This window comes from Enterococcus sp. 12F9_DIV0723, assembly GCF_002174375.1.
Lineage (GTDB): Bacteria > Bacillota > Bacilli > Lactobacillales > Enterococcaceae > Enterococcus_A > Enterococcus_A gilvus.
This window is the reverse complement of record NZ_NIBK01000001.1, coordinates 683538-698128: the sequence shown is the minus strand read 5'-3', so window position 1 is coordinate 698128 and position 14591 is coordinate 683538. Positions and strand designations below refer to the sequence as shown.

The following is a 14591-nucleotide window of genomic DNA, read 5'->3' as shown; positions in this document are numbered from 1 at the left end:
TTCTTTTTTTGAAGTTTTTTATCATTCCCCAGTTTTTTGGTAATCTTCGCATAAAGCTTGGATCTTTTGATAAATTTCCTGGCACATCGCTTGGTCTTTCGCATTCGCGCCGCTGGCTAACGGATGGCCGCCGCCATGGTATTGCTTCGCCAATTCATTGATCACGGGGCCTTTCGACCGCAGACGAACACGATAATAGCCTTCTGGCTGCTCGACGAATACTGCCCAAGCAAGTACGACGTCGATCGTTCCCGGCAATGGGACCAATGAGGCTGTATCGGAATCCTTGATGCCGTATTTATTTAAGATTGCCTGATCTAAGAACACATACCCGGCACCATGTTCATCGATTTGCAGGTTCTGATAAAGATAGCCTGAAAGCTTGGCAACATCTAATGAGATTTGATCGATCTCCCGATTTAGCTTGGTAGCATCGAATCCGTAGTCGAGCAAACGCGCCGCAACCTGTAAGGTATGGGAGGTTGTTGCCGGGTATAAAAAGCGCCCTGTGTCTCCCACGATTCCGCCATAGAGCAAGCGTGCCGCATTTTCTGTCACGGTCAAGTCTTCAGCAAAGGCGAAGTCGGCAATGATCTCGCTGCAGCTGCTTGCTTTCGTATTGACCCAAAGCAGATCCCCGTATGGATCGTCATTCGGATGGTGATCGATCTTGATCAGTTTTTCTCCCAGCTTGTAGCGGTCGTCACTGATGCGGGGAGCATTCGCAGTATCTGTCACGATCACCAATGCGCCTTCGTACAGATGATCCGCGATCTCGTCCATTTCCGCTAAAAAATCTAAGCCTTCCACGGGGCCTCCGACTTGATAGACCTCTTTTTTAGGAAATGTCGCGCGTAAAATCTCAGCGAGTCCGCATTGGGAGCCAAGAGCATCTGGATCAGGACGCATGTGACGATGGATGATGATCCGATCGTAGTCTTTAATCATTTGTAAAATTTCTTCTGTTATTGTCATACCTATTCCTCTTTCTAAGAGCGCTCCATCACTTGGCAAAGCACGATTGCTTTGGCTACGATCACATTATCGATGTAGACTTCCAAATCGACCTTTGCCGAACGCCGTCCTAGTTCTAATGTTTTTGAATGAATCTCGATCTCACTTTCCAACTGGATCAACCGTAAATAATACAGGTTCATCTGTTCGATCAATGTATTGCGTCGTTGATCGATCAAGATGCTGCGCTGCGCCACATTGGCGACGATCTCGCTCAATACACCAAAGGAGATCGTTCCCACGCTGTTGACCATTTGAGGAGTGACCTCAAATTTGAAGTACGGATTGTCGAGGGGATTATCATCACGGTCTGTATCTACCGTTAGGATATCGCCGACGATTTGGTCAGAGATCGTATTCGACATTTGTGGCTGACGCTGTACAAGCTGCATCGCCTTCATGACATCCTGACGACTGACCATGCCCACTAATGAAAGGTCGTCCTTCACTACCGGCATCATTTCCAGTCCATCCCAAATCATCTGATGGCTGACAGACGCGACACTCATACTCTGCTTCACGACATTGGGTTCGCGGGTCATCACACGCTCGATCGCTTGATTTTCCGCTTTTCCAAGAACATCCTTCGCGGTAACGACACCCAAGACCCGCATGCTCTTATTTACAACAGGGAAACGAGAATGACCCGTTTTTTCAGATAAACGGTGATAATTCGCGATCGTGTCCCCTGCCTGCAGATACACCGTCTTTTCTAACGGCATATAGATATCGCTGACTTGCATGATATCCTTTTTGATCAGTTGATCGCTCAACGCGCGATTGATCATCGTTGCGACAGTAAAGGAGTCATATGTCGTGCTTAGCACGGGCAACGACAGCTCATCCGCCAATTGCGCAATCTCCGGTGTGGTATCAAAACCACCTGTGATCAGGACTGCGGCCCCATCCTGCAAGGCCAGCTTTTGTGCACCCTCGCGGTTCCCGATGATCAATAACGAGCCGGGGGTGATGTAGCGACGCATCGCTTCTTCCGTCATGGCACCGATGACAAATTTATTTAAGTCTTTGTCTAATCCATTCGAACCGCCCAAAACGTCGCCCTCAATGATGCGGACCACTTCACCAAAGGTCAGGCGCTCAATGTTTTTCTTTAATTTGCGCTCGATTCGGATCGTTCCTACTCGTTGGATCGTGGAGACCAATCCGATATTTTCAGCGTCCTTGATCGCGCGATAGGCGGTCCCTTCACTGACACGCAAATTTTTTGCGATACTGCGGACGGAGATCCGTTCTCCCACCGGCAAATTTTCAATATGTTCTAAAATCAAATCGTGTTTTGTCGCCATATTTTCCTCCCGCTATAAAGTTTATCTATTATAGTAGTACAGCTTAGCAAAACTAGTATAACAGAGTCCCTAAAAAAAAAGAAGTCAACCGTTACCATTCGGGTAACAATCAACTTCTTTTGTACTAATGGATCGTCTGATCCGTTGTCTTTTTTCGGAATCGAATCAACGAAAGCACCCACGCGATGACGCAGATCGCAAAGGAGGCCATAAAGGTCACCCGCATCCCAAAAATGAAAATGTCTGGCCGTCCTTCAATGTAGGTCGTCACTCTCTGACCATAAGCGGTACTCATCCCGCTGTAAAGGATCGTCGTAGACAGCGCGATACCAACGACCATCCCCAAATTCCGAGCGAAGGAATTCAAGCTGCCGGCAACGCCAAGGTTTTCCTTCTCCACACTGCTCATGACGATCGTGTTGTTCGGCGATTGGAACAAGGCATTCCCCATCCCCATGATCGCTGTAGCCAAAATGTAGTACCAGATCGGGCTTGTTTGATTCATAAAGACATACATCAGTTGTGTAACAGACAGCAAGGCCAGTCCCATCAACACCAGCTTCTGAGGACCGATCTGATCCGTCAAATACCCGCTGAGGGGTGAGCCGATGACCATCAAGAAAGGAAAGACCATCATTAACAGCCCCGCATAGCTAGCAGTCAGGCCCCGCGCATTTTGCAGGTAAAAAGGCATGACCACGTTCACGAAGAAATTGGCTGAGAAAATCAGCAACGCCGTGACCAAGCTCATTGTGAACAACTTGTTTCTCAAAATATGAAAAACGAGCAGCGGATTTTCCTTTTGCTTCTCCACGCGAATAAAAATCACGAAAAAGACGATGGCTGCGACGAATAATAGCAGCGGCACTGTATGGATATAGCCCACTTCTTGTCCAATAAAGACCGCCCCGAAGAAGCTCATGATGGTGATCGCGAACGTCACGAAACCGAGCCAATCGATTTTCTTTTTGGACATCGTGATATCCTTTGGCAAGTATTTTTCACCGATCAAGATCGTCAATAGCCCTACAGGCACATTGATCCAGAAAATATAGGACCAAGAAAAATGAGCCAATATCAACCCGCCGATACCCGGACCTGCGATTGATCCTAAGGAGACAAAGGCACCGATCGCCCCTAAGGCTCGTCCCCGTTCTCTCATAGGAAAGACCTCTGTCGTGATCCCTGTGTTCGTCGCCATCGTCATGCTGGCACCGATTCCTTGGATCACCCGACCAAACAAAAGCATGGTCAAGGAATGATTGAAGCCGCACAGCAGCGACCCTAAGGTAAATACGACCGTTCCGATCCGATAGACCTTGATCTTGCCGAAGCTGTCTCCGACTTTCCCAAAAAGCAGCAGGCACGCACAGACCACCATCAAATAAATCGAGACGACCCATTCCGCCTTATTCATTGGAACAGATAAGTCTCGCGAGATCGTCGGCAGCGCGATATTCACGATACTAGAATCCAATGTCGACATGAACGTGAACATCGCCACGGAAACTAAGATCCACCAGCGATTCTTTTGGACGACCGCATCCTCTTGATACGTATGCATCAAAAAAACTTCCTTTCATTACAGCCTGCGAGTCAGTCAAAAAAACGCTGAACGCTCTGGCAAAATTAACTGTGGCTCTCACAGGAGCCGCTAGACAAAACCCTTCAAATAGGCCATAGCTATTTTAATAGATAAACAGCTCAAAAATCAAATCAAAAAAAAAAACGAAAGATCACTCTTCCGTCTTTGTCTCATATTTGCCCTCTTCACGATCCTCAAAGGTCATAAAATAGCCATTCGTAATTCGTTTTTCGTACACATGATGGCAATTAGGACACTCCACCGGCATCGCTTCCTTCGGGTGATCCTGAACGTTCAATACTTCGTCAACAAAGAAATGTGTGCCGCAATTTGGACACTTTAATGGTTTTTCCAACATATAACCAGCCCTCTCTACATTTACTACTCCTTTAATCATACTCCTTTTTTACAAAAAATAAGAGTAGGAAGTATCAAAAAAACTTCGCCAATCAGAATCGATTGGCGAAGCGTCTCATTTCTTTATTTGCGACGTCCGCGACGTTGGTTCGCTTCCATGATCACAGGTAAGATCACAGGACGACGTTTTGTTTGTTCAAACAGGTGACGGCTTAAATGATCTCGAATGTCTTGCTTCAGCTTGCTCCATTCAAAATCGTCCGAGTGGAGATGTTTTTCAACGATCTCACTGGTAATGTCGGCACTTTCCTTGATCAAATCGCGGCTGGCTTTGATGTACACAAATCCTCTTGAAGTGATTTGCGGGGCAGAAACGATTTTTTTCAATTTACGATCAATGGTCACAACGACGACAAAGATGCCATCGTCAGACAAGACTTTTCGGTCACGTAAAACGATATTTCCAATATCCCCCACACCGATCCCATCGATCATAATGTTATCAGCAGGGACGCTGCCGGCAGCACTCATGTGTTTATTTTTATATTCCAACACATCTCCGCGGCCAGTGATGAAGATATTCTTGAAAGGCATACCCAGTTCATTCGCCAAACGTGCATGAGCAGACAACTGACGATATTCACCTTGGACTGGAATAAAGTATTGCGGCGACATAATGTCCATCATCAATTGCAGATCACGTGGATTCGCATGCCCTGATACGCGTAAGTTTTCAGAGATACTCTTCACGATCCCGCCAGCGCGATAGATCATGTCTTCTGTTTTCGCGACTGTCGTTTCCATCGCGATCGTTGGCGTCGTAGTGATATACACGAGGTCGCCATCTTCGATCTTCAAGTTGCGGTGCGAGCGGTTCGCCATTTTTTGCAAGGATTTGATAGGCTCACCCATCCGGCCTGTTTCTAAAATGATCAGCTCTTCCGGTGAGTAGTTTTTCATTTCTTTGATCGTGATCAAACTATCTTCCGGTACTTCAAGTTTTTTCAGACGCATCCCTGTTTTGATGATACGGTCTAAGTCTTGACCTGTAAGCACGACTTTACGCCCTGCTTTTTTGGCGGCATTCAAGATTTGTTGAACCCGTTGCAGGTTGCTGGCGACACAGGCGACAATGATCCGGCCGTCCCATTCATTGATGGTATCGTAGACTTCACTGGCGATTTCTCGTTCAGAAGCCACTTGGATCGGATTCTCCGCATTTGACGACGAGCTCAATAATGCCAAGACGCCTTCTCCGCCGATCTCTGCTAAACGACGATAGTTCGTCGCATACATCGGGATCGCCGTCGGGTCGAACTTGAAGTCTCCTGTATACACGACACTGCCTTCGCTGGTCTTCAAACTGATCCCAACAGAATCAGGAATCGTATGCGTGGTTCGGAAGAAGCTGATGACTGCTGTCCCAAAATCGATCTCCGTATGCTCATCGATCACGTGGAAATCCTTGAAGTTTTTGCTTTCTTCATTTTGGCTGACAGTCAATTTCGCTAATTCGACCGTCAACTCTGTTCCGAAGACAGGTACGGCGACCTCAGATACCAAATAAGGCAAAGCCCCGATCGCATCTGCGTGCCCATGTGTCAGGAAAACCCCCGCTACACGATCCGCATTTTCTATTAAATAGGTAAAATCAGGAATCACAACATCGATCCCCAACAATTCATTTTCTGGATATTTTAGTCCGCAATCGAGGACAAAAATATCGTTGTCCACTTCAACTGCATACATGTTTTTACCGTTTTCACGCACGCCGCTGAAGGGAATTATTTTGACTGTACTCAAAAAATCCACCTCTCCAAATTTTTATAATAAATTTATTTATCGTTTCAGCTTCCTCAGACCCCGTAATCAGTTCGGTCTGTGCCTATACTCATTAGCTATTATACATGATTTTTTCTGAAAAACCATCGATTGAAAATGAGCTTAAGAAAAAGGCTTGAGACGCAACGCGTCACAAGCCCTCTTTCGTTGATCCTTCGTTAGTTTAATAAGTCCATCTCGTACATCGTCTCAGCGATCTGCAAGGAATTCCAGGCTGCGCCCTTCAATAGATTGTCTGAAACGACCCACATATGAACGCCCTTCTCTTCATCAGGGTCCTTACGGATACGCCCGACGAACGTCTCATTCTTGCCAACACTGTTCAATGCTTGGGGATAGATTTGCTGGCTTGGATCATCCTCCAAGACCACTCCGGCTGCCTTTTCCATCAGTGCTTGGATCTCGGCAACAGTTGCTGCTCGTTCCGTCTCGATATAGACAGATTCAGAATGCCCGCTCATGACCGGAATACGCACACACGTCGCGGAAACTTTGATGGTGTCGTCTTCCATGATCTTCTTCGTTTCATTGATCATTTTCCACTCTTCATAGGTATACCCGCCATCTGCGAAGACGTCGATCTGCGGCAAGGCATTGAAGGCCAGCGGATAATGCTTTTTATCGCCGCCGCAGGGCAAAATGTCTGCCTGCCATTCAGCGACCGGCTTTTCATCCAAATAGTCCCGCGTCTGCTGCTTCAACTCTTCCATCGCTTGGTTTCCCGCGCCAGACACCGCTTGGTAGGTCGACACAAGGACACGATTCAGTCCAAAGGCTTGACGGATCGGCTCTAACGCCACCATCATCTGGATCGTGGAACAGTTCGGATTCGCGATGATCCCCTTATGTTCACGCAATGCTTCAGGATTTACCTCAGGAACCACTAACGGTACTTCTGGGTCCATCCGAAAATGACTGGTATTGTCCACGACGATCGCTCCGCGTTTCACCGCTTCAGGCGCAAAGGTCGCAGAGATGCCCCCACCCGCTGAGAATAAGGCCAGATCGATCCCTTCGAATGAATCAGGAACCAATTCTTCAATGGTTTGAGTGTCGCCCTTAAATGAAAGTTGCTTTCCAGCAGAACGCTTAGAAGCCAAAAATTTTACCGTACCCAGCGGCAACGAACTATTTTCTAATAGTTTGATCATTTGTGTTCCTACAGCGCCAGTAGCGCCGACGATTGCAACATTCACTTTTCTCATCATAATCACTCTTTCATTTCATAGTATTTTAACAGTTTATCACATCTGTTTTGAAACGCAAGCGCTCTTTCTATTATTCGAATCGATCGAATGATTGAGACAATAGTCCTTTTAATCCGACAAATTATCGGTCTCTCGCCTTTTCAATTAACTGTTATAACAAGGATAAAATAAACTTTATCATCAATATGTTGTAAAATAAATTAAAAAAACAAAGATTTTTGAATAATTTTATTGTGATTTTCTAATAAAAGCTTTAGAATTAATGTGTAAGCGTTATTCGTAGGGGGTCAATCATGGAAGTTAACGGGTATATCATTGAGCAATCGCGCAAAAGCGCGGGCATACCACGTGAAGCCTTAGGGGCCATTTGCGCACCGGCTGACTTAGAATGGATTGAAATGAAGAACGAAGGCATTCTGGAAGTGGTTTTAGATCTTTGTAGAACATTGGAAATTCCGTACCATCATGTTTTTCCTGACACGATTCTTTGCACAGAATTCTCTTTATTGAACATTGTACGTTGCCTGCATTTGCGTCAAGAGTTCTCGACCGTCTTGTATTTGTTAGACCATTATGGAAAAAAGATTTCTTATAACAACGCACGAATCGTCGGCCATTTACTGTATTTTCGCGCCTATGCCACGCTGTTCGGCGAACAAGACACACGAAGCGCCGTACACTATTTTCAACGAGCCCACACCTTTTTACACGATGAAAGACGTTATGAACTGCTGGTACTAAAAGGACTAGCCACTTGTTATCAAGCAAACGAAGAAAAAAAGCGCGCACGCATTTTTTTTGAACGCGCGGAACAATTGGAGGAAAAAATGAATACTCAATTAGAACTAGGGCCATCTTATTATCAAGCCGCTTGCTTTTACGCGGATCGAGGAAACCAGGCAAAGGCCAATGCCCTTTGCGATGAAGGCATCCAAACATTAATAGAAGTGAATGTGACCGAGGGATTAGAAGAGTTGTTTTTTGAAAAAGCGGTTATTCAAGAAAACCCTAAAGACAAAGTGGAATGCTTAAAACAGGCGGACTATTACGCCAAACTGAATGAAAACCTCAATCTAAAAGAAATGATCCAAGAAAAATTAACCCACATCTAAAACACCCCTTCGGAAACAGCACATCGTCTCTGCTTCCGAAGGGGCGTTTCTTTTTTATCAATGAGTCAGGCGTCTGAAAAAGAATAGATGCCCATTTCCTGGCTTAGCCAACAGCAGTGCCATATTCTACTGGCTTGTCCCATTCTCCCGGAGCCTCATCATAGATATGCCCATAAATGAAGACGGGCATCCCTATAAAACTGTAGTCGTAGATTTGAGCAACATTTGCTTTGGGCGTATTCACACAGCCGTAGCTTCCAAGATCCGTCATAAAGGCGCCCGGCTGACCAAAGTATTGCAGCTTATGGTCCGTATCATGAAGTCCGATCTCAGTGATCGTCTGTCCGTAGCTCAATAACGGCAGCCAATAATCGACTGGAACATTGTACGTTCCGTCTCCTGTCGTCAGCACACCGCTCAAGTCGACATTTCGCCGCTTGTCCATGATCGTATGGAATCCGGGAACCGTCGCTGTCCCCTTGTCGTATCGGCCAGTGATCACATCCGTCTCAACGACCAACTTGCCTTTGTCAAAGCAGTACATCTTTTGATTATCGAGGTCCACCTCAACATAGTTTTTCGTGACCCGCAGCGGCTGTGTCTTCGTGTCTCCTCTCAGCACCAATGCGATCGTTTGCGCTTCTGGGTCCTTCAATTCATGGACGTTTTTTTTGGCAGATTGTTTGATGTCGATGAACCAGCCATAGTTGCCCACATTTTTATAGCGCAAACGTTGCCCGTGGACATTGGTGAATTCTACGGGTTTATAAATGGTTGAATACTTCCGTTCCAATTCTGCCACCCACTCCGTGACGGCGTCCAAATCAATCGTCCCCTGTTCATCTACAGAGGCTGAGAGCATTTCCTCTGTCAGCGGAATCGTCTGTTTGTTCAGCTTTAGCTTGATCCCGCGTTTTCTGATCCCTTCCAAACGCTGCGTTACCTTCTGCTTCTCCAAATCCCGTTTCGTGATAGACGGTTGCTTATAAAAATCCGTCAGATCATAGGACGTCTGCAAATCTCCTTTGTCAAAAGAAGCACACAATTCCTTTATAAGACGCGGCGAGTCAACGACTGTCCCGGTTTTTTCCGGTTGGATCTTAAATTGTTTATTTGTATAGATGACTGTCGCATTTTTCGCCTCTTTTCCACCAAGAAACGACGCGCGATTCAGAGCCATGACTAAATTTTTCCTTGCCCCTTTTTTAAAGGGCAAACGAACGTCCCCTCGGCGCACATTTTTCTTCAAGTAGTCTTTTTGAATGTCGTAGGGTGCCTCTAGCTGCAATTGAACCGTTTGATGATCCCCCTTCAGCTTGATTTCCACAACTTCCGTTTCTTTGCGAATTTTTTCTGCTGCTGCTGGAATGGAAAGTCCCCCGACTTCTACATTCGCAACCTTCGACCCGAAATAGAAGTGTGAGCCAAAATACAGATAAATCATTATAAAAAAAGCCATCGCCCCCGCAACGACACCAACAATACGTACCACCCACTGGTCCTCATACTCCTTCAAACCCTATCACCAACCTGCTTAATCATAATTATTAATATTTTTTAACATTTTTGGTAAAAAAAGACCCTGAAGCTCAGAATCGAGCGACAGAATCTTTCGTCAAGTTCTATTTTGTTAAAAATAAAATTATTTTTACATTTTTGTATGGTCTGTACGTGAGATCACGTCTCGACGTTGTTCTGGCGTTAAGTCGCGGAATTTCACTGCGTAGCCAGATACACGAATCGTAAAGTTCGCATATTTTGGATTGTCGATATCTTTGTCCATTTCTTCAAGCAGCTCACGACCAAAGACGTTCACGTTCAAGTGGTAGCCGCCTCTATCGAAGTAGCCGTCTAATACTTGACGCAGATTGTCCACTTGCATGTTTTCGTCGTCTGTACGACCTAGTGCGCCTGGATTGATCGTTTGCGTATCTGAAATACCATCTTGCGCGCAAGAGTAGTTTAATTTCGCTGTTGAGTTCAATGAAGCCAACAAGCCATTTTTCTCACCTAAGAATTTTCCATCTTGATAGCTTGGGTTCGCACCTGGTGCCAATGGTTTCCCAGCACGACGGCCATCTGGTGTATTCCCAGTATTTTTTCCGTAAACCACGTTTGATGTGATCGTCAACAAGGACAAGGTCGGTGTTGATTCACGGTAGGTATGCTGACGTTTGATTTGCGTCATGAAGTACTCAAGAATCCAGTTTGCCATTTCATCCGCTTCATCGTTGTCATTTCCGTAAGTTGGGAATTCATTTTGCGGAATATAGTCGATTGCTAAGCCGTCTTCATCACGAACGACTTTCACGTTTCCGTGTTTGATCGCCATCAATGAATCTGCCGCATGCGAGATTCCTGCGATCCCCGTCGCAAATGTGCGTTTCAAGTCTGTATCCATCAATGCCAATTGTGGTGCTTCATAGGCATATTTATCATGCATGTAATGAATCACATTCAAGGTATTGACATACAATTCAGCTAACCAGTCTAAGACATCTTTGTAGCTGTCCATGAATTGATCAAAATCAATGCTGTCGCCTTCCAACGGACGGAAGCGCGGCCCAACTTGCATCTTCGTCATTTCATCGACCCCACCGTTGATCGCGTAAAGTACCGCTTTCGCTAAGTTGGCACGAGCGCCGAAGAATTGCATGTCTTTACCGATCACCGTTGCAGACACACAGCAAGCGATCGCTGCATCGTCTGAGCCCCAGTATTGACGCAATAGATCGTCATTTTCCAATTGGATCGACGAGCTTTGTTTCGCTACTTTTGCTGCATACGTACGGAAGCCTTCTGGTAAATGAGACGAATACAAAACCGTCAAGTTTGGCTCTGGTGAAGGACCCATGTTTGTCAATGTGTGCAGAATACGGAAGTCATTCTTCGTTACTAATGACGAACCATCCATGTTCATCCCAGCTAATGACAGCGTCGCCCAAATTGGGTAACCTGAGAACAATTGGTTGTATTCCGGTGTACGAGCGAATTTCACCATACGTAGTTTCATGATCAAGTGGTCGATCATTTCTTGTGCTTCAAACTCAGTGATCACACCGCGGTCTAAATCACGTTGGATATAAATATCTAAGAATGCAGAGATACGTCCGATCGACATCGCTGCCCCATTTTGAGATTTGATAGCCGCAAGGTAACCAAAGTATAACCATTGGATCGCTTCTTGCGCATTGCTTGCTGGTTTTGAGATGTCATAGCCATAGCTTGCAGCCATTTCTTTCATATCCGCCAACGCACGGAATTGTTCAGAAACTTCTTCACGCAATTGGATCACGTCATTCGTCATGACTTTGCTGCCGACATTTTTCCAATCTTTTTTCTTTTCTTTCATCAAGTAGTCAATACCATACAATGCTACACGACGGTAATCGCCGATGATTCGTCCGCGTCCGTAAGCATCTGGAAGACCTGTGATGATCTTGTTTTTACGTGCTAAACGCATTTCGTCTGTATAAGCATCGAAGACCCCTTGGTTGTGGGTTTTGCGCCATTTGTTGAAGATGAATGACATTTCGTCGTCTACTTCATAGCCATTTGATTCCAATGCTTTGTTGGCCATGTTGATCCCGCCGAAAGGCATGAATGCTTGCTTCAATGGAACATCCGTTTGCAAACCAACGATTTTTTCTTCGTCTTTGATCAAATAGCCTGGTTCATGAGAAGTGATCGTCGCAGGAACATCTGTATCCATGTCGTAAACACCATTTTTTTGGTGTTGTACTTCGAATAGTTCTTGTAATTTATCCCAAAGTTTGTCTGTACTTGGCGCTGCGCCTTCTAAAAAGCTGTCGTCACCTTTATATTCTGTGTAGTTGCGTTTGATGAAGTCCAACGTGTTGACCTCATGCTGCCACCGACCTTCGTTAAAACCTTCCCAAGGACTCGTTGTTTGTTTAACAGTTTTTTTGATTGTAGTAGTTTCCATATCCGCACTCCTTTGTTCATTAGTTTCAATTTAATTTAAAATGATTATAACAAAGGAATCTGTTTTAAGAAAGGGCTTTTTTTACTCCTTATCGATGCAAATCCTTTTAAAATAATGATAATTATTTTATGGTCAACCGATTCCTGTAACAGTTTTCACTATAACAGATCATGTAATTGATAATGACAGATACTTATTGAAAGTCCGAAACACTATTCAGTTGACGCTTTAACCGAAGGATTGCAATTGAAAAACAGACGACTGATACAGAAGCGCTTGTGAATATTTTTTCCCTTCGTTTTCTCATAATCGGTAAAAAAATCTTAAAAAACTTTTTTTATAAAGAAAAAAAATCAGGAATTTCTCTCGCTTTCGAGACACTATTCCTGACTTTTTTCTAATTTAACTGTGTTTTTTTATATGTGATTCCACTTACATGCTGTATTCTTTGATGTGCTCACTCATCAATCCGTTGGGGACATCATGAAGACGGTAGCCATTCCCCCAGTACGTAATGATCCGCACATTTTCGATGTGGGCATGGGCGATCTTCTTACGGATATTCCCTACAGCCGTAGACATTTGCACTAAGCGTGATTTGCTGACTTCATTGTTCCATACTTTGTTGCACAGCTCATCTCTGGAGATGATCTTCCCGCTGCCCTCGGCTAAAGCGCAGATGATCTTCTTCTCAATGTTGTTGAGGGAGCTGTAGAATAGAACCAGGTCTTGCTTTTTCATTTCAGATTGTCTGACCAAGCCTTTTGAGATCGACTCCTTGTGTCCTTCGCGTGTATCGCTTAGCAGCAAGAACTCTCTCAATTCGGTCATCGTACAATCAATCGACAGGCAATGGTTCTCATCGATATTCGGCACCGGCTCGTCCGTTCTTCGCAGATAATGAAGATCCTTTTCTAAGATAATAGGTAAAATCTCGTTAAATTCTTGGTTCGTCAATGTTTCACTAAAGATGACGATATCAAAAAGAGAGAGAATCTCTTCAAAATAATTCGGTTTGTTCACATCGAAGAATTCTTTTAAAACAAATACCTCGTAATCCAATCGCTGCAATTCGTTTTGAAAGTCCTGCTCGATAATAATGTTTCTCGTCAAAATGATCACTTTTTTCATGTTGCTTCACTCCCGTCTTTACTCGATTCCATTTTTTACACCCTTTAACTCCGTTTACTTATCTCCTGATCATCCCTTACAGCGGAATCTCTACTTAGTAACGCCTGGATGATCTCTTATGGCAGGTTTCTTGTGCACTCCGGCTCCCCAGCCAAAGATTTCTACACATTCGATTCAATCTGCCTTGCGTGCTCTTCTGCTCTTTGAATCATCTTACGACTGACCGTGGCAGCCTTCAGTAAGGCGTCTGCCGCCTCCGCCTTTGTAAAAAGTTCAAGAACAATGCCTTCATCTTTTTTTGAAACCCCTTTGGTTAACCGTTCATTTTTCTCACGTTCATACATATAGTGTTCTAACAGACGCGCATATTTTTCTTCCAGATGATCGATCTCCGCCTGCTCCTCAGAAGCAAGACGTTCGGTCGAAGGCCTTCGTTGAAGGACGAAGCGGCGCCTCTCTAAATTATCCTTATTGTAATAAACAACTTCCTTCTCCGTTGAAGATACGTGGAATTCTTCCAATCGCACCGTTAATTCCTTCAAACGATCGCGGTAGGCCGAAACCTTTTCCTCTAACGCGCCGCGAATCCCTTCCAATCTCTCCACCTGATCCAAGAGCTGCTCGTTCTGATTTTCTAAAAATTCAACCGTCTCGACTAATTGGCTTTTCGTCGCCATCCTTGAATTAGAACTATAAAAATTTCTCAAAATTGTCTCATCCTTTTTCGTTGTGATTAAGATCAAATGATTTTTCATTTCTATATGTATGAATTTCGACTTATTATGTATAACTTTTTTCGATTTCCAACCAACTACTCACGGGTATACGTTGTGACAGAAGCTTATCTTCTATTTACTATGCATTGATTTTCGTGCTATTTTACTGCTCCTCTCTCTTATATAGTGAAAAAATTTAGCTGTTGAAAAAATAGACGCCCTCCCTCTCAAACATGCTGTATCTGCAAATAGAGAATTATTTATTCACGATTTGAATTTGGGATTACCTGAGAATGCCTGATCTGCTAGAAAAACGCCGATGCAATAACCTCAGTTATATAACTCGCGTAACCAAGAGGACACATTCTAATTC

General features: G+C 44.6%; 11 protein-coding genes. 1 reads left to right on the top strand and 10 read right to left on the bottom strand.

The annotated features are described in order from the left end of the window. Window positions 1–21: 21 nt before the first annotated feature. The 6 genes from A5868_RS03405 to A5868_RS03380 form a co-directional block, all read right to left on the bottom strand. A complete protein-coding gene (locus A5868_RS03405; protein WP_086305463.1) occupies window positions 22–975 on the bottom strand; it encodes a DHH family phosphoesterase in 954 nt (317 codons plus the stop codon). Between the two features lie 14 nt (window positions 976–989). Further along, window positions 990–2321 carry a DRTGG domain-containing protein gene (locus tag A5868_RS03400; RefSeq protein ID WP_010781739.1) on the bottom strand — a complete coding sequence of 444 codons (1332 nt, stop codon included), beginning with the start codon at window positions 2319–2321 and terminating at the stop codon, window positions 990–992. Window positions 2322–2445: 124 nt separating this feature from the next. Continuing rightward, the gene (locus A5868_RS03395) at window positions 2446–3885 is read right to left on the bottom strand and encodes an MFS transporter (protein WP_010781740.1); all 1440 of its coding nucleotides are present in this window, start codon (window positions 3883–3885) and stop codon (window positions 2446–2448) included. 172 nt (window positions 3886–4057) lie between these two features. Beyond that, window positions 4058–4264, bottom strand: coding sequence for an MJ0042-type zinc finger domain-containing protein (locus A5868_RS03390; protein WP_010781741.1), 207 nt, complete (start codon window positions 4262–4264; stop codon window positions 4058–4060). Between the two features lie 122 nt (window positions 4265–4386). After that, a complete protein-coding gene (locus tag A5868_RS03385; protein WP_010781742.1) occupies window positions 4387–6066 on the bottom strand; it encodes a ribonuclease J in 1680 nt (559 codons plus the stop codon). Window positions 6067–6263: 197 nt separating this feature from the next. Beyond that, window positions 6264–7313: an aspartate-semialdehyde dehydrogenase gene (locus A5868_RS03380; protein WP_010781743.1), complete on the bottom strand. Its 1050-nt coding sequence runs from the start codon at window positions 7311–7313 to the stop codon at window positions 6264–6266. Between the two features lie 293 nt (window positions 7314–7606). Here A5868_RS03380 and A5868_RS03375 point away from each other — a divergent pair, with 293 nt between their 5' ends. Further along, window positions 7607–8425: a hypothetical protein gene (locus tag A5868_RS03375; RefSeq protein ID WP_010781744.1), complete on the top strand. Its 819-nt coding sequence runs from the start codon at window positions 7607–7609 to the stop codon at window positions 8423–8425. Between the two features lie 103 nt (window positions 8426–8528). Here the strand turns inward: A5868_RS03375 and A5868_RS03370 are convergent, their stop codons facing one another. From A5868_RS03370 to A5868_RS03355, 4 genes are all read right to left on the bottom strand, one after another. Further along, a complete protein-coding gene (locus A5868_RS03370) occupies window positions 8529–9917 on the bottom strand; it encodes a L,D-transpeptidase family protein (protein WP_086305462.1) in 1389 nt (462 codons plus the stop codon). A 156-nt stretch (window positions 9918–10073) separates the two neighbouring features. Next, window positions 10074–12371, bottom strand: a complete 2298-nt coding sequence (gene pflB, locus A5868_RS03365; protein ID WP_010781746.1) for a formate C-acetyltransferase — start codon at window positions 12369–12371, stop codon at window positions 10074–10076. A 432-nt stretch (window positions 12372–12803) separates the two neighbouring features. Further along, window positions 12804–13502 carry a helix-turn-helix domain-containing protein gene (locus tag A5868_RS03360; RefSeq protein WP_010781747.1) on the bottom strand — a complete coding sequence of 233 codons (699 nt, stop codon included), beginning with the start codon at window positions 13500–13502 and terminating at the stop codon, window positions 12804–12806. A gap of 161 nt (window positions 13503–13663) precedes the next feature. Beyond that, window positions 13664–14209, bottom strand: coding sequence for a hypothetical protein (locus tag A5868_RS03355; RefSeq protein WP_254908365.1), 546 nt, complete (start codon window positions 14207–14209; stop codon window positions 13664–13666). Window positions 14210–14591 lie beyond the last annotated feature (382 nt).

What these genes read in the sequence shown, in the direction of transcription:
- A5868_RS03405 (WP_086305463.1), bottom strand. Translation starts at nt 975, where the DNA reads ATGACAATAACAGAAGAAATTTTACAAATGATTAAAGACTACGATCGG.
- A5868_RS03400 (WP_010781739.1), bottom strand. Translation starts at nt 2,321, where the DNA reads ATGGCGACAAAACACGATTTGATTTTAGAACATATTGAAAATTTGCCG.
- A5868_RS03395 (WP_010781740.1), bottom strand. Translation starts at nt 3,885, where the DNA reads ATGCATACGTATCAAGAGGATGCGGTCGTCCAAAAGAATCGCTGGTGG.
- A5868_RS03390 (WP_010781741.1), bottom strand. Translation starts at nt 4,264, where the DNA reads ATGTTGGAAAAACCATTAAAGTGTCCAAATTGCGGCACACATTTCTTT.
- A5868_RS03380 (WP_010781743.1), bottom strand. Translation starts at nt 7,313, where the DNA reads ATGATGAGAAAAGTGAATGTTGCAATCGTCGGCGCTACTGGCGCTGTA.
- A5868_RS03375 (WP_010781744.1), top strand. Translation starts at nt 7,607, where the DNA reads ATGGAAGTTAACGGGTATATCATTGAGCAATCGCGCAAAAGCGCGGGC.
- pflB (WP_010781746.1), bottom strand. Translation starts at nt 12,371, where the DNA reads ATGGAAACTACTACAATCAAAAAAACTGTTAAACAAACAACGAGTCCT.
- A5868_RS03360 (WP_010781747.1), bottom strand. Translation starts at nt 13,502, where the DNA reads ATGAAAAAAGTGATCATTTTGACGAGAAACATTATTATCGAGCAGGAC.